The following is a 21,378-nucleotide window of genomic DNA, read 5'->3' on the forward strand; positions in this document are numbered from 1 at the left end:
TTTGTGATGTTTATTCTCTGATTTTTAGATATGTAGGGCACTTCGGGCGGCCGATATCCTCCCCTTTTTTATTTTTATATTTGGCTTCGGGATCGTAGCGGACCCCCATTTTATCGAGGAGAGGTTCGACGGATACCTGATGCATTTGCAGCCCTATTTCCCAGGGATCGTATCCTAACACCAACGCGGCTAACTCCTCGTAAGTCAGTACGGGGATTCCATAGCCGTCGGGACCGTACGTGATGCCTTCCATTTCGCTGATCGTGTATTGCCATTTATCTAAAAACATGGCACATCCCGGGCAGTTGGCCACGATGAAATCCGGTTCGTAAGGTTGCATGGACTCGAATTTTTTCTTGGAGTTTGCCACGGAATATCCCCGGTTCGCCATGACTAAGTATTGCCGGAATCCGAATCCGCAACAGTGGCGTCGTTCCGGATAGTCGATAACGTCCCCTCCCCAAGCATAGATCATGCCTGAAAGTACTGCCGGAAATTCCGCTCCACCGATGCCTTTGGTGGGAAACATTTTAGAATAGTGACAACCGATATGATCCACTCCCCGGAGCGGTTTGCCGGTGTGTACATCGACGAGTTTGTATTGAGCTTGTTGAAAGATCTCATTCCGGAATTTATACATCACGTCGGAGGTATGAGCTAAGTTCTTCGGTTTGTTGAATTCCCGTTTTGTGGCTTTCCAAAGGTATTCGCGTATTTTTTCCTCTATTTCGGGATGGTGTTCCCAAGTCTCTAAGATTTCCGTATATATACCGAAAGAGGTGATGCAAGAGGGCGTCATATTCTCGTATCCTGCTTCTGTCATTAACGCGAAATGGCGGGCGACGACCGTCATAATGGTTTCGGCAGGGACGATGTCGGAATGGTAGCCTATTCCGGTACACGTTGTATGGCGGGGATCATCCAACAGGTCTTTTCCCAGTTTGTTTTTCATGATATCCACATAAGCCCACTCCGATCCGGGAAAGAAAGTCTGACGGATACAACTCCTCGCGTAGTAGTATTTATCATCGGCAATCTCTTTTTGATAGTCTTTCCATATTTGTTGTTTTCCCTCGAGATTCATACTATGCTATTTACGGTTTATGATTTACGATTTTGAATGACCTTACTGGTGGTTGTTGCTGTTCTCCATATAAGTTTTCAGGAAATAGGATTCTTCCAGGTCGGTACCGGTCTCTTTCGCTTTGTCTCGCGAGCATTGTTCGATGTGGTTCATAAATTCGGTCCCGCCGGTAACGTTGAATATCTCCCGGAGTTCCTGCATGCTTTCCGCGTTGATTTCCCTCATGGCTCCTGCTCCCGGTTTCCGGTAATTGGAATGTAAACGGTCATACACGTCGTCGAGGTGTTCGTATATCCATTCCCATACCGGTCCCTGTTCGGGGTGCATTTCCGGTTTGACCAGGTCGGGAGTCACGCAATATCCCCGTTTTAGTACCGATTCTCCGATGACATGCTTGAGGGCATATTGCTGGCGTCCCTTTTCGGAATAAACGAAATAACCTAATTCCTGGGAGGCCCGACGCAACGCCATGATGATAAGTCCCGGGGTATTACAGCGAGGACAGCGGGTCTTGCAAGACATACATTCTCCGCAATACCAGATGGTATCGCTTTTCAGTAAATTTTCAATTTCTTTTTCGTCACCCCGTTGAACGGTCTCCACGATCATGCGCGGGTCGTAGTTGTAGAATTCGGCAGCAGGACAGATTGCCGTACATACCCCGCAATTCATGCAGCTGTTCATTCCCTCGATGAAATGGATGTCTTCGCGTAATTTTTTTAATATCTCGGACATGTCTTTCGATTTTACCGTTTTATAAAAAATTTCCCATACGATGAGATTTTGCAAAATTAAACCTTATGATCGGTATATTAAAGGAGGCAAATACCTATTACGAATGTGTATTTATACCACCCCTTTACCATCCGTTTGAAACTTAGATTTTTGCTTTCCGTATACAAAAGATATGAATCACTTTAAACAATTATTTTATGGAACAGAAGATTAAAGGGACTTTAACGGAAGCCAATCTTTTAAAATCATTTGCCGGAGAATCACAGGCAAAGAATCGGTATACGTTCTTTTCCGAAGTGGCTAAAAAAGAAGGGTACGAGCAAATTGCGGGGATATTTTACGAGACGGCTCTTCAGGAAGAGATACACGCGAAGCGTTTTTTCAGCGAGTTGCCGGGAGGTATGTTGGAGATAACAGCTTCTTATCCTAACGGAATTATTTCGGATACGGCCAATAATTTGCGAGAGGCGGCAGAGGGGGAATACGATGAATGGCATCATCTTTATCCTGAATTTGCCCGGGTTGCAGAGGAAGAGGGATTTAAAAAAATTGCCACGATGTACCGGATGATTATTGAAGCCGAAAAAAATCACGAGGCCCGTTACCTGAAACTTTTGTCGAATTTAGATGAGGATATCGTATTTAGACGTTCTCAACCGACGAGGTGGTATTGTCGGAGGTGCGGTTATATCCATGAGGGACCGGAAGCTCCTAAAGTTTGTCCGGCTTGTTTGCATCCGCAAGCTTATTTCGAATTATTTAAGGAGAACTACTGATGTGGGTATTCGGTTGAAGCAGGTCTTCTGTTTTAGACGATTTCGGGAAATGTAAAAGATGCTGTCTTTTTTGGGGACGGCATCTTTTGTTTTTGAATTTATGAGGAAGATTCGACTATTCTTGTTATTTTTGCTTGGTTAAAGACAATGGGTATGCAGGAATATCGATTAAGTGGATTCCGAATTCTCGAGTATGACGAATTGGAGTCTACCAATAGTGAAGCCGCTCGTTTGAGGTGGAATGAGTTGGAGGATAGAATGGTGATTCTGACTTACCGGCAGACGCACGGTAAGGGGCAGGTGGGGAACCGTTGGGAGAGCGAACCGGGTAAAAATATCTCCATGACCGTTGTTTTTAAACCGGAGGCTTTACTTGCGGGGGAGCAATTTGCCATGTCGATGGTGATCGCTTTGGGGGCAAGAGATTTCCTTTCCCGTTATGTGGAAGATGTATCCGTGAAGTGGCCGAATGATGTCTACGCGGGCGAACGAAAGATCGCAGGAATATTGATCGAACATACGGTTGTGGGGAAGAAGGTCGCTTTTTCTTTTTGCGGCATCGGGTTGAATGTAAACCAATCCCGTTTTTTATCGGATGCTCCTAATCCGGTCTCCCTCGTGCAATTGACTGGAAAAGAGAAGGATCTGACCGAAGCGTTAGCCGAGTTGTTGTCTGCAATAGGTCGAAGATACGAGCAAGTTTATGATTACGATAAATTAGAAAAGGATTTCGTATCCGGACTTTATCGTCGGGAAGGTATGTTTCGCTGGAGAGACGGGCAAGGGACTTTCGAAGCCTCTGTTCTGGGTATAAATGAATACGGACAGCTCCTGTTGAGAGATACGGAGGGAAAAGAGCGGATTTACGGTTTTAAAGAGGTGGCGTATCTTTAGACGATTTCGGGTAGTGATAGGCGGAAGTATCTGATTTCCGGATAGAATAAACGTCGGACTACGGATTTTCTAATTTTTTCTTATTGATAAATAAAAAGATAAGGCTAAAAAATGCCGGGAAGTGAAGTGCAGGAGAAGGATTGAAAAAAGATATTTATTATTTTTGTGCAAAACGAACATAAAATATGGTAGAGAATTATTCGGAAGAATCTATTCGAACGTTGGACTGGCGGGAACACATACGGCTACGGCCGGGTATGTATATCGGGAAGTTAGGCGACGGGGCGGCAATGGATGACGGAATTTATATTTTGGTGAAAGAGGTGATCGATAACTCCATTGATGAGTTTGCCATGGGGGCGGGGAGTGAGATTGTCATAAAAGTAGAGGAACGGACCGTGTCCGTGCGGGATTTCGGACGAGGCATTCCGTTGGGAAAATTGGTGGATGTCTCCTCTAAGATGAATACCGGGGCGAAATATGATTCCGAAGCCTTTAAAAAATCCGTAGGGTTGAACGGAGTTGGTATTAAGGCTGTCAATGCTCTTTCTGAAAATTTTACCATTCAGTCTTTTCGGGACGGCGAGACAAAATACGTACGTTACAGTAAGGCTGTCGTCGTGGAGGAGAAGGGGATCGAGCCGACGAAAGAGCCTAACGGTACGTTAGTCACCTTTGTTGCAGATAAGGAGTTGTTCGGGAATTATCATTTTATCATGGAGTATTTGGAATCCATGTTTAAGAATTATGTTTTTTTGAATTCCGGGTTAACCATTATTTTTAACGGACAGAAATTTTACTCGAAACGGGGGCTATATGACCTTCTTACGGAGAACATGAACGGGGAGGGACTTTACCCGATTATTCATTTGAAAGGTTGCGATATAGAGATGGCCATGACGCACGGACGTCAATACGGGGAGGAGTATTACTCGTTCGTGAACGGACAGAATACCACGCAAGGAGGAACGCATCTGGTTGCTTTCCGGGAGGCTGTGGTAAAGACAATCCGTGATTTTTACAAAAAGGATTTCGAATTGTCCGATATCCGTACATCGATTATCGCTGCCATCAGCATAAAAGTACAAGAGCCGGTATTCGAGTCGCAGACGAAGACCAAATTGGGTTCTAAAGATATAGCTCCGGGAGGGCCTTCGGTTCGTAATTTTATCATGGATTTCGTGACAAAAGAGTTGGATAATTACCTGCACCGGAATCCGGATACGGCCGAGTTGTTATTGCGTAAGATCATAGAGGCGGAGAAGGAGCGTAAGGCTATGTCCGGAATCCAGAAGATTGCCAGGGAGCGAGCTAAACAGGTAAGTTTACATAACCGGAAGTTACGGGATTGCCGGGTCCACTTTAATTCGAATCACGAGAGAAAGACGGAATCTTCGATCTTTATTACCGAGGGGGATTCTGCCAGCGGTTCTATTACGAAGTCGCGGGATGTGAATACCCAGGCTGTATTCAGTTTGCGCGGTAAACCTTTGAATTCTTACGGATTGACGAAAAAAGTCGTTTACGAGAACGAGGAGTTCAATCTTTTGCAGGCTGCCTTAAACATTGAAAACGGTTTGGAGGATTTACGGTATAATAATGTTATTATCGCCACGGATGCCGATGTGGACGGTATGCATATTCGTTTGCTGCTGTTGACTTTCTTTTTACAATTTTTCCCTGACTTGGTCAGGGCGGGTCATTTGTATATTTTACAGACGCCTCTATTCCGCGTGCGAAACAAGAAAGAGACCCGGTATTGTTATTCTGACGTGGACCGGGAAAAGGCGGTTAAAAGTCTGGGGCCGAAACCCGAGATTACCCGATTCAAGGGTTTAGGCGAGATCTCTCCCGATGAGTTCCGGTATTTTATCGGGAAGGATATTCGTTTGGAACCCGTACGAATGACAAGGCAAGATTCGATAGATGATATACTGGCTTATTATATGGGGAAAAATACCAATGATCGTCAGGATTTCATTATTGAGAATCTTTACGTGGAAAAAGATGAGATTTGAGGTCCGGATGTAAAATCGGACATAATCATAAGTTTTAAATTTGGATTAATACTATGGCGGAAGAAGATCAGGATAAGACGGAAGAAAACGAGCTAAAGAATGATACCGAAAATGCGGAAGTTCAGAAGCGACAGGATGAGAATGGAAAGATCCGTTCCATACGTCATTTGTCGGGAATGTTCGAGACGTGGTTTTTGGATTACGCTTCTTACGTTATACTGGAACGGGCCGTTCCCTACGTGAATGACGGGTTAAAACCCGTACAGCGTCGTATTTTGCACGCAATGAAGCAAATGGATGACGGACGTTACAATAAGGTTGCCAATATTATCGGTAGTACGATGCAGTATCATCCCCACGGAGACGCTTCTATCGGGGATGCTTTGGTACAACTGGGACAGAAAAATTTGTTGGTCGATTGTCAAGGAAACTGGGGAAATATATTGACGGGGGATTCGGCGGCGGCACCCCGTTATATCGAGGCTCGATTATCTAAATTTGCTTTGGAGGTGGCTTTTAATCCCAAAACCACGAACTGGAAATTATCCTATGACGGACGGAATAAGGAGCCTATTACTCTGCCGGTGAAATTTCCCTTGTTGTTGGCTCAGGGAGTTGAAGGTATTGCCGTGGGCTTGGCTTCTAAAATATTGCCGCATAATTTTAACGAGTTATTGGATGCTTGTATCGCGTATTTGAAACGCGAGGATTTTGTTTTGTACCCGGACTTTCCGACCGGAGGCATGGTCGATGTTTCGAAATACAACGACGGTATTCGGGGGGGAAGTGTGAAAATTCGGGCGAAGATCGAGAAGGAGGCAAGTAATAAAATCTTAAAGATCACGGAGATTCCTTACGGTCGTACCACTTCTTCTTTGATAGACAGTATACTTAAAGCGAACGAAAAGGGAAAGATCAAAATCAAGAAAATCGATGATAATACGGCGGCCGACGTGGAAATCTTGGTTCATTTGGCTCCGGGAGTATCTTCGGATAAAACCATCGATGCCTTATACGCCTGTACGGATTGTGAACTTTCTGTTTCTCCCAATTCCTGTGTGATCGAGAACGATAAGCCCGTGTTTATGCCGATAACCGACATATTGAAAAAGTCGGTAGACGATACGGTCGCTTTGCTTTTATTAGAGTTGAAAATCCGTTTGGGAGAGTTGGAGGCGGACTGGCAATATTCCACGTTGGAAAAGATTTTCATCGAAGAACGGATTTATAAAGATAAGGAGTTTGAAGAGAGTGCCACGATAGAGGCGGTTATCGGTCATGTGCGTAAACGTTTAGAGCCTTTCTTGCCGCGATTGTTACGCCCCGTTACGGATGAGGATATAAAACTGTTGTTGGAAATTAAGATGAAGCGCATTCTTAAATTCAACTCGGAACAAGCAGAAAATTATATCAAAGGGTTGGAAGAGGAGATTACGCGGGTGAAATACAACATAGAACATATTATTCCTTACACGATAAAATACTATAAAAACATCAAGGACAAGTACGGAAAAGGGCGGGAACGGCTTACCGAAATCCGGAATTTTGAGAATATCGAAGCGACGAAGGTCGTTGTCGCTAACGAGAAACTTTATATCAACCGGGAGGAAGGTTTTATCGGTACCGCGTTGAAAAAAGATGAGTTCGTGTGTGAGTGTTCCGATATCGATGATGTGATCGTCTTCCGTAAGGACGGTACGTATTACGTGACTAAGGTGGCCGATAAGTTGTTTGTCGGAAAGGATGTATTATACGTGAGCGTATTTAAGAAGAGTGATAAACGGACGATCTATAATGTAGCTTACCGGGATGGAAAAGTCGGGGCTTCGTACGTGAAACGTTTTTTTGTGACGGGAACGACAAGAGATAAGCAATATAATCTGACGAAAGGCACTGCCGGTTCCAGGGTGCTTTATTTTAGTGCTAATCCTAACGGGGAGGCAGAGGTGATTAAGGTTTGTCTGAAACCGAAGCCGGGAATGAAAAAGTTGGTTTTCGAGTATGATTTTGCCAATCTGGCGATCAAAGGTCGCGATTCGCAGGGAAATGTCTTGAGTAAGAACGATATTCACAAAATATCGTTGGTGCAGAAAGGAATCTCGACCTTAGGCGGACGGAAGATCTGGTTTGACGAGGACATCTTGCGGTTGAGCACGGACGAGCGGGGACGCTATTTAGGAGAGTTTCAGGGAGACGATAGAATATTGGTGGTAAATAAAAATGGGACTTATTATACTTCCGACTTTGATTTAAGCAACCATTATGAAGAGGGTTTTCTGAAATTAGAAAAATTTGAACCCGATAAAATATGGTCGGTTGTCTTCTTTGATGCCGAGCAACAATTTTATTATCTGAAGCGGTTCCGTTTTGAAGATAGTGCGAAGTTGTTGTCGTTTATAGGGGATACGGAAGGCTCTCGTTTAGTATGTTTAAGCGGAGAAACCAGACCCCGGTTCGAGATTCTGTTCGGCGGACGCTACGAGAAACGGCCGGGCGAGATCATTGTTGCCGACGAGTTTATTGCCGAAAAGTCTTATAAGGCCCGTGGAAAACGGATGACAACTTATGAGGTGAAGGAAATCCGGGAAATAGAACCTTTGGAGGCGGGAGAGAAGGAGACAACGTCGGAAGAGGAAGAGGGAACCGTCGACTTTGAAATTACCAATCCGGATATGTTGAGCGGTGAATCTCAGATGACCATAGATTTTGAATGATAACGAATGAATAAACTCCAAAAGTTTGATTTATTTTACTTTTGGAGTTTACGCTATAAATTCAGCGGATCAGGGAACGGATGTTTTCGATCAGTAAGCCGAGAGCGACGGAATTGAAACCGCCTTCGGGAATGATGAGATCGGCATATCTTTTGGAGGGTTCGACAAATTCGTCGTGCATAGGTTTTACGGTTCCGAAATATTGGGCCAAAACGGAATCCATACTTCTACCCCGTTCTTGGACGTCCCGGAGCAAGCGGCGTCCTAAGCGGACATCGGCATCGGTATCCACGTATACTTTAACGTCCATGAGATTCCTGAGTTCTTTGTTTTCCAGAATCAGGATACCGTCGAGAATAATTACTTTTGCCGGATAGATTTTAACGGTCTCCGGCAACCGGTTGTGCTCCACGAAAGAGTAGACCGGGCGTTCGACGGGAACACCGGCTTTTAGGGTAAGGATGTGTTCTATCATCATGTCGGTATCGAAGGAGGCCGGGTGGTCGTAATTCAATTTCGTACGTTCCTCGTAGCATAATTCGTCATGTGCCTTATAGTAGTAGTCGTGACATAAGGTAAGTACGTCTTCGCCGATGAAAGCTTCCTGTAATTTTTGCACCAGGGTTGATTTGCCGGAGGCTGTTCCGCCTGCTACTCCTATGATGGTTGTATCTATCATGACCGTCTTGATTGTTTTATGCAAAAATAGTGATTTTTATTATAAGGTCTAAATGAATTTTTTGATTTACGATTCAATTCTGACCTTGCCGTTTTTTATCGTTCATCTGCAATTGCAAAGGGGATAACTCTTCCGTGACTCGCCGTGCTCGGACAGTCCGTCGTCCGGTCGCTTCTAAAAGCTAACACGACGCTCGCCGTCCACTATGTGTGCCCCTCCGTTTTTATCCCCGCTTCTTCAATCCGCAATCGGCAATCACCTAATCACTTAATCTCTGAATCTACAATCTTTTTATTTCCGTTTGCAGATTTCATTGTAGGGGCAATGTTTGCATTTTTCACGTATCGGGGTTTGTTCGAACGGATGATCGGCAGAAAAAAGTTCTTCCAGCAGCCGGACGAGTAAACGGTTGAATTCCGGTTCGTAAGGTTTAAACCGGTAGATCGGTTCGTTGTTGTATTTCAGCAAATAGTCGTAATTGGGGGTAAACAGTAGTTTAGTACTGTATATCCCCGGTTGTATCGGGTCTGCATCGGGATTTCCGTACTCGTACATCATGCAGTAGAGTAAGGTTTGAAAAGCCGCTTTATTCCTTTGTTTATTCGTCATGTCGAATATGGAGGCAAGATCTTTGAATTCGGTTTTGTCCGTTCCCGTTTTATAGTCGATCACCCGAATTCCCCGGGAGGTCTTGTCTACCCGGTCGATATCTCCTTCCACGTAGACGGTTTTAGCACCCTCGGAGGATTGAATACGAACGGAGCTCCGGTAATTTTTTTCCATGGAGATGATCTGAAAAGGACAGAGCGTTTTATCGTATTCCAAGACCTTTTTGATGTATTTTTTTACTACACTTAATACCAAATCGTTGGTCCCGCTTTCCATCATTTGGGATACCGCGGTATCGTACAATTCGGAATAGGCTTGCCGGATGTGTTCTTCGATTAAGGTATCGTTTTGAGAAAGTATTTCTAATTTTTCGAGGGTTATCTCTTCCCGCGAGAGCGTTTGATACAGGGTTTGGGTTGCCTGATGAAAAATAGTACCCAGGAGGCGTTGATCCAATTCTTCGGCTATCTCCTCCTTTTCTTTGATGCGGGCTATGTATTTGAAATAAAACCTCAGATGGCATTCCATATAGGTATTCAACGCCGAAGGTGAGATCCCCTTTTCACCCTGTCGTGTATAACGCTCCAATTGTTGTAGTATGCTTTTGTTTTTAGGAATGGTTAGCGAGGGAATGTTTTGGACGGAGATATCGTTTTGGAAGTTCGTTTCCCGGATCTGTAATCCCGACTCGTATTTTATTTGATAAAGGAAACGACTCATTTCCCCGCCGGAGGTTCCTTTGGTGGTGTTCGCGTATAATAATTCAACTTGTTCCGCTCTTTGAAGCAGCCGATAAAAATAGTAAGCGAACAGTGCATCCTGATGTTCCGGGGTGGGTAAATTGAAACCTATTCGAAGATTATACGGTATGAAAGAGGAACTGTAACTGTTTTGGGGAATAATACCTTCATTGACGGATAGAAGTATCAGTTTTTTGAAGTCCAGCATACGGGTCTCCATCAATCCCATGATCTGCATACCTTCCAAAGGCTCACCCGAGAAGGGGATGGAAAGTTCTTGAAGAATCTTGCCGATCATTCGAATGTAGAAAGGGTCATCCGGGGTAATTTCTTCCTCGTGGAACGTATTTTCGATGCTCTGTATGATCGTGTACAGGGTAAAGATAAATTCTTTTTCAATAGCGGCGTTAGCCTGACTCTCCGTCGGTAGGGATGCGAGTAGTTTTTTTAACACGTTCAACAGATAAGTCGGTAAGCTCTCTTCTTGAGAAGAGAAGATAGTCCGGGTTATTTCGTTGAACTGTAAACTTTTTTCTTTCACGTATACGATATTTCGCGTATTTATATAATCGGTTATTCGGTGGACCTCCCCGGGGCAAGTAGGCTGAATCAGTTCGTGATTCAGCAGGGCGATGACGGGTTTGTAATAGTAATAGGTCATCGTACTTTCTTTCTTGGCATAGTGTTTCAGATCTCCCAACATGGAGATCAGGGCGGCAATGGCCGTATTCCTGGCCGGATACCCCATCGTGATATTGATTTTTTTGACAAAATCCGGAATGGAATGTAAAACCGGCGTCAGTAGCTTTTCGTCACATAAAACAATAGCCGTATCGATAGGGGAAATATTCGAATCCAGGTGGAAAGATTCCAGCAAAGAAGGAATTAATTTGGCCTGTCCGATAACCGAGGGAACCGAGATGTATTCGATGTGTTTATTGTTATAACGGAAATTGTTGAAATGTTCCAAGCCTAAAGCATTGGGGAATAGCTTCATGTTTTCCCGGATGTATCTCCCGGCTTCATGATTTTCGTTTGTCAGGTAATAGAGGTCGTAATCCCAGTAGAATAAAGCTTTTCCATTGTCTCTAAAATGAGAGAATATTTTTTTCTCGCAAAAGTTCAACGCGTTAAATCCGGCGAAGATGATGGATTTATCCGTATGAACGGTATGTATGCTTTCACAGAAAAGCCGTTGTCCCATACCCTCGTAACACAGTTTTTCGGAGAGTAGTTTTTCTTTGAAGCATCGGTAGGTCGGGTATAGTTTTTCCCACACGTGGATAAATTCCAGTTGTTCCTGGCTAAATTTGTCCGGATGGAAACTGCTCCAGAAACTTTGTATGATTTCGGCTTGTTCCGGGGAGAGATAGGGAAAGGATCGTTCTATTTCTTTCAGGGCCGTCAGGTTTGAAAAAAGATCTTTCGCGTTAACGAGGTATTTATCTATGTCGTCAAAATCCCCGAGTAGCATATTGCCCCAATAATAGAAATCATCGAAGCGTTCCGTTGTTCCGGAGACGGATTGGTAGGCTTTATAGAGTTTGATAATGAGGGGAAGGTCGTCTGCTTTTTTTAGTCCGGTATGTTGTTCTATAAATTCGCCCAGCGTAATAATTTCCGGCATCCAGACTGGTTTGTCGATAAAAGTGGCTAATTCTTTTGCAAAAAACAGACCGGCGCGTTTATTGGGAAAAATGATTGACAGGTCATCGAAATGATCACCCTGTCTTTGTATCAGGTCCTTTGCCAATAGATGCAGAAATGAACTCATCGTTTTATTTATTATGGATTGCAAACTGTCGTGCTTGTTACCGATAGCCTGTATATCCGTGGGATTTCGAATTATTATTATTAATTTTGCTTCGAAGCAAATTTACGATTTAAATTTACAATCTAAAATCAGATTTATGTTGAAAGAGTTGTTGTTGAGAAATAGAAGTTATCGTCGCTTTTATCAGGAGGTGAGGATAACGTCCGAAGGGCTGACGGATCTCGTGGGGTTAACCCGTTATTGTGCTTCCGGTAGGAATGCGCAACCCTTGAAATACAGAATGGTTACGGGAGAAGAGGAGTGCGACCGGGTTTTTCATACCTTGTCTTGGGCCGGTTATTTGACTGATTGGGCCGGACCGGATGAGGGAGAACGCCCTTCCGCTTATTTGATACAGTTATTGGACACGGGTATCGTGGAGAATTGTTTGTGTGACGACGGGATACAGGCGCAGACGATTTTGCTCGGGGCAGTAGAAAAAGGGTATGGGGGATGTATTGTAAAGGCTTTTAAAAACGAGTCGTTGAGGACTATCCTGCAATTGCCGGATCATTTGAAGATCACGTACGTGATTGCTTTGGGAAAGCCGAAAGAGACCGTCGTATTGGAAGAGATGCGGGGGAAAGATTATAAATATTGGAGGGAAAACGACGGTTCTCACCATGTTCCTAAACGTCCGGTGCAGGATTTGTTGGTTTAGACGAAAGACGCGTTATTTTATTCATAAATACTGGTGAAATGAAATTGTTGTGTACGGAGTATAATGTTTTCGGAGAACGGACAGGGGTGACTCTCGGAGATAATGCTTTGTTACGGAATAATGAAGACTTTTATCTTCCGGCTTTTGCAACGGAATTGAGTTGTGTCCCGCAATTGGTATTGCGTATTTGCAAGATTGGTAAGTGTGTATCCGAACGCTTTGCTTCCCGGTATTACGAGGAGGTAGGAATAGGTATTCGTTTTTACGCGGATAACCGGGAGAGGGAGTTATTGGAGAAGGGATTATCTCCGGCCGTGGCTTATTCGTTTGACGGGGCGGCTGCCATTTCTTCCTTGTGCAGCCGGGATAAGATAAGGGGAGAGTATATTTTGGAGTTGAACGGGAAAGAGATCTTTCGAGGGAATGTGACGGACTCTTCCGTGACGCCGGAGCAGGTTATAGCCGCAATGTCCGAGTACTATATGTTGAAAATCGGAGATTATATATACTGTGGAAATCCTTTTCGCTATCGCGGGCTTCAGATTGGAGATCATCTTAAAGGATACCTCGACGGGAAGTTACTGTTGGATTTTTGTATTCGTTAAAAAAGTCGAGTGAGAACTCGACCTTTTTAATTTACTTGTTATATAAGAATCTTTTTATCTTATGGGTAGGGGTTTTTTCGAAAGGTTCGTGTTGAGTCATGACCAACTGTAATTTGGAGAAGTTATTGACCCGGGCGTTTACATATTCGCGTAACTCTTTCTTCTGTTCTTCGATATAGTCGCTGATCATTGTCTTGTAATTATCAGCTTGGCTTTTGAGGTTCTTGTAATGCTTTTCTAACTCTTCCATGTTGAAATGAACCATAGCGACTAACTTACCGCTGTTTTCCACGACTAAGGATTCGTTAACAAAACGGAAATTGTTGATGATGGATTCGATCTCTTCCGGATAGATATTTTCTCCCGATGCTCCCAGGATCATGGTTTTAATCCTGCCTCGGATAGATAAGCGATTCTTTTTGTCGAAAGAGCCTAAATCTCCCGTTTTAAACCACCCGTCTTTCGTGAAGACTTCGGCATTTAGTTCGGGGCGTTTGTAATAACCTTTCATCACGTTAGGACCTTTGATCCAGATTTCTCCTTCTCCTTTTTCGTCCGGTTCGTTGATTTTTATAGAAACACCTTCCATCATCGGTCCCACGCCTTGCAAGAATGTTCCTGAAGGGTTGGAGCCGGCGGCCATGGGGGCTGTTTCGGTCAGTCCGTAACCTATGGCGTAAGGGAAGCGTGCTTCTTTCAAAAATTTTTCTACTGTTCCGTCAAGTTTAGAGCCTCCGACACCGAAAAATTTTAATTTTCCCCCGAATGTTTCCATTAATTTCTTACCTGCCATCCGGTGGAAGAATTTACGTGCTACGGAAAAACCGTATAAGGCTCGAATGATTCTGTTACTGTTGAATTTGGGAACGATTTGAGTCTTGTATATCTTCTCGATAATAAGCGGTACGGATAGGATAACCGTAGGATGAATCTTTTGCATGGCCGGAACCAAAAGTTTGGGGGTCGGCACCCGGTCCAGATAGAAAACCTGGGATCCGAACATAAGCGGTAAGAGCAAGCCCAAAGTATTTTCATAGGTATGAGCCATAGGGAGGATACTTAAGAAACGGTCCGATTCGTCTACATGCTGTATCGTACGGCATTGACGGGCATCCCATACTAAATTTTTATGTGTCAATTCTACTCCTTTGGAGAATCCTGTCGTGCCGGAAGTATAAATAATGGATGCCGTATCTTCCTCTTCTACCGTAATATCGGGTAGCGGAGTATAGTCGTTGAGGTCGATATCGGGAGTCAACTTATCTAATTCTTCGGGGGCATAACAGCCTTCCGGGATGGTTGCAAAATTATTGATTAGAATCTTATGTTTTAAGAACGGGGTCTTAACATCTTCTAAACATTTGGCCAAAAGGCGGGATACGAAAATTACTTTTACTTCAGCATGTTCCAGTATATTTTGAAGTTCCGTGGAGCAGAACCCGGGTAAAATCGGAACGGCAATGGCTCCCGTACTTGCTATTGCAAATTGAGTGATTCCCCAGTTGGGCATATTAGCGCTTAAGATGGCTACTTTATCTCCTTTTTTTATATTTAAGCGAATCAGATGATTGGCAACAGCAATGACGTCATTATATAAATCTTGGTAAGTTCTTTTTCCGTTTGCGACAAAATTTAACGAGAGGTTTTTTGCGAACTTAGAACAGCTGTGTTTCAGCAGTTCGGGTAACGTCAATTTTTTTAAAGTCATAGTTAAACATTTGAATTTTCCCAACAAAGATAATACAGAAAATCGTCCCTTATGGTTAAAATAATAAAAAAAAGAGAGGGGATGTTGTTAAATGAAAGGCGGATGCGGGGCGGTTTCGTAAAAGATGCTAACGTTTGCGTTTGGAGATGTCGCGTTCGTGAAAAAGACAGATTTATTTTTTATGTTTTGAATAGCATTCAAAAGACGAAAAATAAATCTGTCTTCAAAGATGTATTATTTTTCAGGAATAGCCTGTAAGGTAGCCTTCAGAAAATCCCAGAATTTAACGATGGATGCGATGTTTACCTTTTCATCCGGAGAGTGCGGAGAGCTGATGGTCGGTCCGAACGAAATCATATCCCAGTTCGGGTACGTGGATCCGAGAATACCGCATTCCAATCCGGCATGGATGGCCATAATAGCCGGTTTTCTACCGTATAATTTCTCGTATACGTTTTCCATCGTTTTACGGATTGCCGAGTCTGGATTGGGTTTCCAGCCCGGGTATTCTCCCACGAAATTGATCTGGTCCGCTTTGGCCAGTTCGAACACAGCCTGAACGGATTGAGCTAATGCCATTTTTGCCGTTTCAACAGAAGAGCGCATCAACATATAAACTTCTACTTTGCCTTCTCCTCCTTTGACGATGGCAAGGTTATTGGATGTCTCCACCGTGTCGGGCATAGAATCGATCATTCTCATGGCTCCATTCGGACAAGCCACGATCGCGTTGATGATATTAGCTTGAATTTGAGCATTCATCACGTTTCCGGGCATGGAAACTTCCTCTGCGAATAGTTGCAATGTCGGTTCTTTTGCACTGAGTTCCGCCTTAAAGATGGTTTCGTATTCTTTGATTCTGTTTTGGAATTTATCAACATGGATCGCGGGAAGGGTTACAATGGCAAATGCCTCGCGCGGAATGGCATTTCTCATGTTTCCTCCTTCTATGGAAGCGATTCTTATATCGAGTTCCTGCGCTACGGCTTTTAAAAAGCGGAAAAATAACTTGTTCGCGTTTCCTCTTCCCAGGTTGATGTCCATACCCGAATGGCCGCCTTTCAATCCTTTTAAGGCCAATTTATAGGCTTTATTTCCGGCCGGCACGGCTTCCGGAGTATAAGTAAATTGAATTTCTCCGTCAATACCACCTGCACATCCGACATATAATTCGCCTTCCGTTTCCGAGTCCAAATTCAAAAGGATATCACCTTTTAACCAATTCGGACGAATGCCGTTGGCTCCGTCCATTCCTGTTTCTTCAGTGGCGGTGATCAACACTTCTAACGGCCCGTGAGGAATATCTTTGGACAGCAGTAAAGCCATGCCGGTGGCGACGCCGATCCCATTATCAGCTCCCAGGGTCGTGCCGTCTGCTGTTACCCATTCTCCGTCGATATAAGCATCGATCGGATCTTTGGTAAAGTCATGTTTTTTATCTTCGTTTTTTTGAGGAACCATATCCAGATGTCCTTGTAAAATAACTCCTTTACGGTTCTCCATTCCCGGTGTTGCGGGTTTGCTCAATAGTATATTATTGGCTTCGTCCATCTCGGCTTTTATTCCGTTTTCTTTTGCCCAATTCATAACGAATTCTCTTGCTTTTTCTTCGTGATTGGAAGGACGGGGAACTTGCGTGAGTTTATAAAAGTTTTCCCAGATAGCCTGAGGTTCCAGCGTGCATATGCATTTGCTCATAATCTTTATTTTTTAAGTTAAACGATTTCTCTTTTGTCGGCATCAAGTGGTATTTGCGAAAAAAAAATTACATACCAATTACTCTCACTTACATTTTCGACCCCTAAAGTTATAAAAAATTAAATTGTTTCGTCAATGAAATTGATTCTAATTATGCAATTTTGTCATTCTCTGTCATAAAACGCATGTAATCAAAAGATATCGAACCGAGATGGAGGTGTCATTTTCTAATGTGTGAAAACCATTTTTCATATTGCTTGTTACAAGATAATTTTTGGGGGATAAAATAAATTCTTTTAAAAAATGTATTTGTGATAATTATTTAATTTTCCAAAGAATCGGTTCTTACCCATTTTACGGCATCTGCAACAATAAACTGTTCCGCTTCTCCTTGGTCGCTGAGCGTCGTGCGGACTTTACCTTTATGAAAATGGTATTTTCCGAGAGAAACCCATGCTGATGTTTTTTTAGGTGTGATTTCTATGGTTTTTTCTTCTTTTCCTGTATAGACAGTATAGTGGTAGGTTAGATTTTTCTTTTCTGGTTGTTGTGTTCCGCCTGAAATAAATGAAGCGGTAACGGGGGAACGATCGTGAACCATAACCATGACTTCATATTCCCCCGGAGTGTTAATGTATGTTTCCCAGATTATTTTGGCAGTACCGTCTCCGCCTGATTTGTACAGATAATTTTTAATATATTTGCCGTAAGCATTTTCTGAAAACGTAGGAGTCCATGATTTTGTCCGTTTATGAAGAGGGTTTAAATCACGATATTTCTTTTTTCGACTTTCCCAAAGTTTTTGAATCAGGTTTTGTTTAAGATCAATTTTAAAACAGGTTGAGTCTTCGTTATCCACGATGATTTCATTTTTAGGAGTATCAAATTCGGATAGGGGAAGATCCAATACATACCATCCCTTTCCCGGTATTGGATCAAGTTTGATAGGTGTTTTATTTGCCATTGTCCATGGATTGGAAATGAGAAAGAGGTTTCCTGGAATATTCTTGGAAAGTGTGTTTATTTTGAAAAAACCAAAAATATCGATTATTCTTACTTCTTTAGCTTCGTTCGGTTGGAGATAAAAATTGTGATTTACAATTGAGTCGCCTCGTGATATTTGACAAGAAATGAGTTCTTCTGCTTTATCGTTATTCGAGATTTTTATTTTCCCCATTCTTAAATCCGAGTTGAATATAGGCAATATTTCTCCGTCTTTTATTTGCACGAGACCATCGTGTTTGCAAGTAGCCCATTTATATACGATTTCTTTTAGGTTAATTCGTAATGAGTCTTCCATAATGTTTGTAAATTGATTAAATGTTATTTGATGCGGATATTGGGTATATATTGAATGGATTAGTCTGAACAGTTTTTGTCTGGAAGTATGTGTTGTCAGGTAATCTAACAAGTGTTCGCTTTTCAATTTTAGAATTTCCCGTAAAAAGAATGAAGGGAGATTTTGTTCTAAAACTTCTTCGATTGTTTTTCCTTGCAAGAAACTGCGGGCTTCCCGTTCGTAAGGAGAAGGAGTTATTGTGACGAATTGGCATAAATTTGATTCTTCTTGTAGAAGAAGTTTGATGATTAGGTCCAAATAGGGATATTTTTCGGAATATAAGGTTGTGTGCGTATCATGTAGCATTGGGAGAATGTTATAGGGATTCGGTTTGTTTTGAAAGTTCTGTTTTTTCCCGAATATTTGATGAATGGCGGTACTGTTTTGTTTACTATCGGACGTAAGAAAGGAGCTGGCCCAAGTTATAAATAAATTTGCTTCCGCTTCGGTCTCGCTCATCCCGTTCCGGAGCATATTTTTGAGAGAAAGGGTATTTCGAAAATGATTTATATCCATGTCGATACCCAATTCCGATAAGAACACGAGACCGGGTTGGATTCTGTTATTGCATTCTATGCTGAACTGCTCTTTTTTTTGAAAGATTGCCGGTATTTCAAGTAATAGTAATTGTTGGTCATATTGTTTGATTCCCTGTAGAAACTCATCAATCCGGTGGGCCGATAACAAATTCTGCTGAATTTCAAATTGTAAATCCTTTCCCGTCGTGTGTCGGAAATAGGTAGAAAAGAAATCATGATTTTTAAAATAGAATAATTCTATTCGTGAGTTTCGGATTTCCATGTATTTTGATTCGTAAGGTCCGCCGCATAAAGAGAGTCCCTTTATTGGGTGTGAGGGATGGAATGATATGGTATCTTTACCGGAATAACTTTTTTTACCCTGAGATATTATGCGTGTTTGTCGAGGATGTAAGACGTAGAGATGAAAGCTTGTGAAGTCGTTATAACTGAAATATGAAACTCCCGGAAGGACTGGAGGAATGCTTGTCGGGTACCATATGCAGTAGGGAGTTAACAAAAGAAAATCGTCGCTGATGAAAGAATTTTTCTGTCCGAAACGGAAAATGAAATAATCAAGAGGAGACTCGTGTATTTTTTGTTTCGGTTGATCTATATTGCAAAAATTTTCGTCAATATATCCTTCATACTCGATTTGTAGATGTACAGAATCTCCTTTATGGAGAAAACGTTGTATGCTTAATGTTTGATTATCCCGTGTGTATATTAAGGGGTGATCTCCTTCCCTTAAACTCGTTATTTTCAATCCCGGGTTCAAAAATAGTATAATTCGAGTGAGAGGTTCCGGATTCAGATTCTTCGCAACTATATCGCTTTTCAAAAATATTTTTTCTTTTTTTTGTTCAAAAATTATCGAGTGTTCTTTTATATGGGCTGAAGCAGTAGCCTCGTAGAAGGAGTAATTCTTTCGGAATTTTTCTCGTGCTTGTTCGTTTTTGCTATAGTTAAATTCTATAATAAAGCCCGAGATTATTCCGATGAATATAAACAGGCAACCCCCGGATGATTGCAAACGGATATGTTTGGGGTTGTTCGGTTTGCGATGTAATAGAACGACGGCCGTGATAATTAATCCGATTCCTATTAGAAGATAGATAGATCGTTGTAGTAAATAAGAGGATAAATTCGGATGGCCGCTTATATCCGAAAACATGTTCGGTAAAGAATGACCCAGAAAGTCGAGTGTCCCGTATGTATTCGGGGTAAAAAATGCCGTCACAATCCATAAGACAAGTAGTATCGTTTGTGCAAAGAAACGTGATCCGGTTATACCTGATAACCATAACCCTAAACCTGTCAAAAAACAGAGTGAGGGTAAAGTCAAGGTGAATAAATAGAATAAGTAATATGGAAAGTAAAAAGGAGCATCGCTTACCAAAAGGTTCAACAAGCAGCAAGTCACAATAGAAAAAATATTTATGATGACGTACAAACAGAGAATTCCCATGACTTTTCCACACAGGTATATATTATTTTCGATAGGGCGAGTATAAATGCAGGCATTCCAAGCTTCTCGTTTTTCTCGCTGGAAAAAATCGGTGATAAAGAAAATGATTAGTAGTGATTGAGCAATATTGAAAAGGTATGCATTTAGGTAAGGCATGTGTGCTGCAGAGGCAATCATTCCCCAGTCGGTATTTGCCCCGATACATTGAAACACCACTTGCAGAGAGACAATTCCACTTAAAGCAATAAAAACAAATACTTGCCATGTCCCGTTACGGGATATTAGCTTTATCTCTTGACGTGCTGTCAATAAAAAATGAGACCATTTCATGTGGTATTGTTAATTCTTTGACTCGGGTTTTATTGTCGTGACATTCTGGGGATTAATTTGCACGATCTTCTTACGTGCAATACAGGATTTTCCCGACTTCTCTTTTTCCGTTAAATGTATTGTTAGAAATATTGCCGTGGATAATGCTTCTTTCTTTTTCTTTTGAACAATTAGTTTCAACCGGAAAGTTTTAAAATTCTCTTTGTGAATTTCTATAATCGAATCATTTTGTGAAACGCATATTTGAAATGAATTTGATTTCGAAAGAGGGCTTTTCTCTTTATTATATTCAAAAATAATATCTTTTAATGCGTTTCCGGCAGAGTCGGACACATTAAAATGAAGTATATTTTGCTCGAATAGAATAATGGTATAGCGTATTTGTCCCCCGTTTCCTTTTTTCTCCTTGTCTTTTTTTTCTTCAGGAATAAACATAAAACTCGTCATGATAATAGTTGAAAGCAGTAAAATAGCTTTAAAGTAGATTTTATCTTTTCCCATGATGATTGTGTGTAATATGTTATTTTTTTCTTTCGGAATAGAATCTTATAGATTTAATGTTTACAACTGATTCATGTCTCGTATCTGTAGATGATTTTGTAATGGGGATAGTCGGTTGTATGACTGCAAGTTCAAAAGCGTATATATTTCCTTTCCCATCGTTCAGTATTACAATTCCTTCGTATTCCGGCCTGACGTTAAAAATCCATGCCGTAGGTCCATTTGCATAAAAATCAAAAACTCGTCGTTCATGGTAGATATGTATATTTCTGGGATTAGGACCAAATAAATATTCGAGGTCTATGCGAAGGTCACTTCCTATAGGAACGCTGTAAGATGGAACATTTCCTTGTGCATGGAGGAAATTTAAGGATATGTTGCTTGATGTGAAAGCAAAGATTAAAAAGAGGCAGCAGATTTTTTTTCCATAATAGTATATCTTTAGATGCTATGGGGTTGTTTTTGTGGCAATATAATATTATTTTTCC

At 42.0% G+C, this 21,378-nt stretch carries 14 protein-coding genes; 6 read left to right on the forward strand and 8 right to left on the reverse strand.

The genetic code is table 11. The features are described from left to right. Nucleotides 1-10: 10 nt before the first annotated feature. Together PGR74_RS11145 and PGR74_RS11150 are read right to left on the reverse strand one after the other, a co-directional pair. Nucleotides 11-1,084: a CoB--CoM heterodisulfide reductase iron-sulfur subunit B family protein gene (locus tag PGR74_RS11145; RefSeq protein WP_041502389.1), complete on the reverse strand. Its 1,074-nt coding sequence runs from the start codon at nucleotides 1,082-1,084 to the stop codon at nucleotides 11-13. A gap of 42 nt (nucleotides 1,085-1,126) precedes the next feature. Continuing rightward, a complete protein-coding gene (locus tag PGR74_RS11150; protein WP_041502388.1) occupies nucleotides 1,127-1,819 on the reverse strand; it encodes a 4Fe-4S dicluster domain-containing protein in 693 nt (230 codons plus the stop codon). A 197-nt stretch (nucleotides 1,820-2,016) separates the two neighbouring features. Between PGR74_RS11150 and rbr the strand changes: the two genes are divergently transcribed. The 4 genes from rbr (at nucleotide 2,017) to PGR74_RS11170 (ending at nucleotide 8,221) form a co-directional block, all read left to right on the forward strand. Beyond that, nucleotides 2,017-2,595, forward strand: a complete 579-nt coding sequence (gene rbr / locus PGR74_RS11155) for a rubrerythrin (protein ID WP_041502387.1) — start codon at nucleotides 2,017-2,019, stop codon at nucleotides 2,593-2,595. Between the two features lie 153 nt (nucleotides 2,596-2,748). After that, nucleotides 2,749-3,489 (forward strand): biotin--[acetyl-CoA-carboxylase] ligase, encoded by a 741-nt coding sequence (locus PGR74_RS11160; RefSeq protein ID WP_041502386.1) that lies wholly within the window; start codon nucleotides 2,749-2,751, stop codon nucleotides 3,487-3,489. A gap of 185 nt (nucleotides 3,490-3,674) precedes the next feature. Next, entirely contained in the window at nucleotides 3,675-5,507 is a 1,833-nt protein-coding gene (locus PGR74_RS11165; RefSeq protein ID WP_041502385.1) for a DNA topoisomerase IV subunit B, read from the forward strand. A gap of 53 nt (nucleotides 5,508-5,560) precedes the next feature. Further along, complete coding sequence (locus PGR74_RS11170) at nucleotides 5,561-8,221, forward strand: DNA gyrase/topoisomerase IV subunit A (protein WP_041502384.1); 2,661 nt, start codon at nucleotides 5,561-5,563, stop codon at nucleotides 8,219-8,221. A 61-nt stretch (nucleotides 8,222-8,282) separates the two neighbouring features. On the opposite strand, the gene udk is transcribed toward PGR74_RS11170, so the two are convergent. Further along, the gene (gene udk, locus PGR74_RS11175; protein WP_181416510.1) at nucleotides 8,283-8,897 is read right to left on the reverse strand and encodes a uridine kinase; all 615 of its coding nucleotides are present in this window, start codon (nucleotides 8,895-8,897) and stop codon (nucleotides 8,283-8,285) included. A 294-nt stretch (nucleotides 8,898-9,191) separates the two neighbouring features. Next, nucleotides 9,192-12,023, reverse strand: coding sequence for a PD-(D/E)XK nuclease family protein (locus PGR74_RS11180; protein WP_041502382.1), 2,832 nt, complete (start codon nucleotides 12,021-12,023; stop codon nucleotides 9,192-9,194). Between the two features lie 136 nt (nucleotides 12,024-12,159). Between PGR74_RS11180 and PGR74_RS11185 the strand changes: the two genes are divergently transcribed. Continuing rightward, nucleotides 12,160-12,723, forward strand: a complete 564-nt coding sequence (locus tag PGR74_RS11185) for a nitroreductase family protein (RefSeq protein ID WP_041504839.1) — start codon at nucleotides 12,160-12,162, stop codon at nucleotides 12,721-12,723. A 38-nt stretch (nucleotides 12,724-12,761) separates the two neighbouring features. Then, nucleotides 12,762-13,328 (forward strand): fumarylacetoacetate hydrolase family protein, encoded by a 567-nt coding sequence (locus PGR74_RS11190; protein WP_041502381.1) that lies wholly within the window; start codon nucleotides 12,762-12,764, stop codon nucleotides 13,326-13,328. A 31-nt stretch (nucleotides 13,329-13,359) separates the two neighbouring features. Here PGR74_RS11190 and PGR74_RS11195 read toward each other — a convergent pair whose 3' ends face one another. From PGR74_RS11195 to PGR74_RS11210, 4 genes are all read right to left on the reverse strand, one after another. Continuing rightward, entirely contained in the window at nucleotides 13,360-15,036 is a 1,677-nt protein-coding gene (locus PGR74_RS11195; RefSeq protein WP_041504781.1) for an AMP-binding protein, read from the reverse strand. Between the two features lie 234 nt (nucleotides 15,037-15,270). Continuing rightward, nucleotides 15,271-16,734, reverse strand: a complete 1,464-nt coding sequence (locus PGR74_RS11200; RefSeq protein WP_041502378.1) for an aminoacyl-histidine dipeptidase — start codon at nucleotides 16,732-16,734, stop codon at nucleotides 15,271-15,273. Nucleotides 16,735-17,056: 322 nt separating this feature from the next. Then, nucleotides 17,057-18,532 (reverse strand): golvesin C-terminal-like domain-containing protein, encoded by a 1,476-nt coding sequence (locus tag PGR74_RS11205; protein WP_270517169.1) that lies wholly within the window; start codon nucleotides 18,530-18,532, stop codon nucleotides 17,057-17,059. 1,866 nt (nucleotides 18,533-20,398) lie between these two features. Continuing rightward, nucleotides 20,399-20,890 (reverse strand): hypothetical protein, encoded by a 492-nt coding sequence (locus PGR74_RS11210; RefSeq protein ID WP_270517171.1) that lies wholly within the window; start codon nucleotides 20,888-20,890, stop codon nucleotides 20,399-20,401. Nucleotides 20,891-21,378 lie beyond the last annotated feature (488 nt).

The sequence above is a fragment of the Sanguibacteroides sp. AM78-02pH3A genome, assembly GCF_027666085.1.
In the GTDB taxonomy this organism is placed as follows: domain Bacteria; phylum Bacteroidota; class Bacteroidia; order Bacteroidales; family Marinifilaceae; genus Gabonibacter; species Gabonibacter massiliensis.

What these genes read in the sequence shown, in the direction of transcription:
- PGR74_RS11145 (WP_041502389.1), bottom strand. Translation starts at nt 1,084, where the DNA reads ATGAATCTCGAGGGAAAACAACAAATATGGAAAGACTATCAAAAAGAG.
- PGR74_RS11150 (WP_041502388.1), bottom strand. Translation starts at nt 1,819, where the DNA reads ATGTCCGAGATATTAAAAAAATTACGCGAAGACATCCATTTCATCGAG.
- rbr (WP_041502387.1), top strand. Translation starts at nt 2,017, where the DNA reads ATGGAACAGAAGATTAAAGGGACTTTAACGGAAGCCAATCTTTTAAAA.
- PGR74_RS11160 (WP_041502386.1), top strand. Translation starts at nt 2,749, where the DNA reads ATGCAGGAATATCGATTAAGTGGATTCCGAATTCTCGAGTATGACGAA.
- PGR74_RS11165 (WP_041502385.1), top strand. Translation starts at nt 3,675, where the DNA reads ATGGTAGAGAATTATTCGGAAGAATCTATTCGAACGTTGGACTGGCGG.
- PGR74_RS11170 (WP_041502384.1), top strand. Translation starts at nt 5,561, where the DNA reads ATGGCGGAAGAAGATCAGGATAAGACGGAAGAAAACGAGCTAAAGAAT.
- PGR74_RS11180 (WP_041502382.1), bottom strand. Translation starts at nt 12,023, where the DNA reads ATGAGTTCATTTCTGCATCTATTGGCAAAGGACCTGATACAAAGACAG.
- PGR74_RS11185 (WP_041504839.1), top strand. Translation starts at nt 12,160, where the DNA reads ATGTTGAAAGAGTTGTTGTTGAGAAATAGAAGTTATCGTCGCTTTTAT.
- PGR74_RS11190 (WP_041502381.1), top strand. Translation starts at nt 12,762, where the DNA reads ATGAAATTGTTGTGTACGGAGTATAATGTTTTCGGAGAACGGACAGGG.
- PGR74_RS11195 (WP_041504781.1), bottom strand. Translation starts at nt 15,036, where the DNA reads ATGACTTTAAAAAAATTGACGTTACCCGAACTGCTGAAACACAGCTGT.
- PGR74_RS11200 (WP_041502378.1), bottom strand. Translation starts at nt 16,734, where the DNA reads ATGAGCAAATGCATATGCACGCTGGAACCTCAGGCTATCTGGGAAAAC.
- PGR74_RS11205 (WP_270517169.1), bottom strand. Translation starts at nt 18,532, where the DNA reads ATGAGCGAGACCGAAGCGGAAGCAAATTTATTTATAACTTGGGCCAGC.
- PGR74_RS11210 (WP_270517171.1), bottom strand. Translation starts at nt 20,890, where the DNA reads ATGGGAAAAGATAAAATCTACTTTAAAGCTATTTTACTGCTTTCAACT.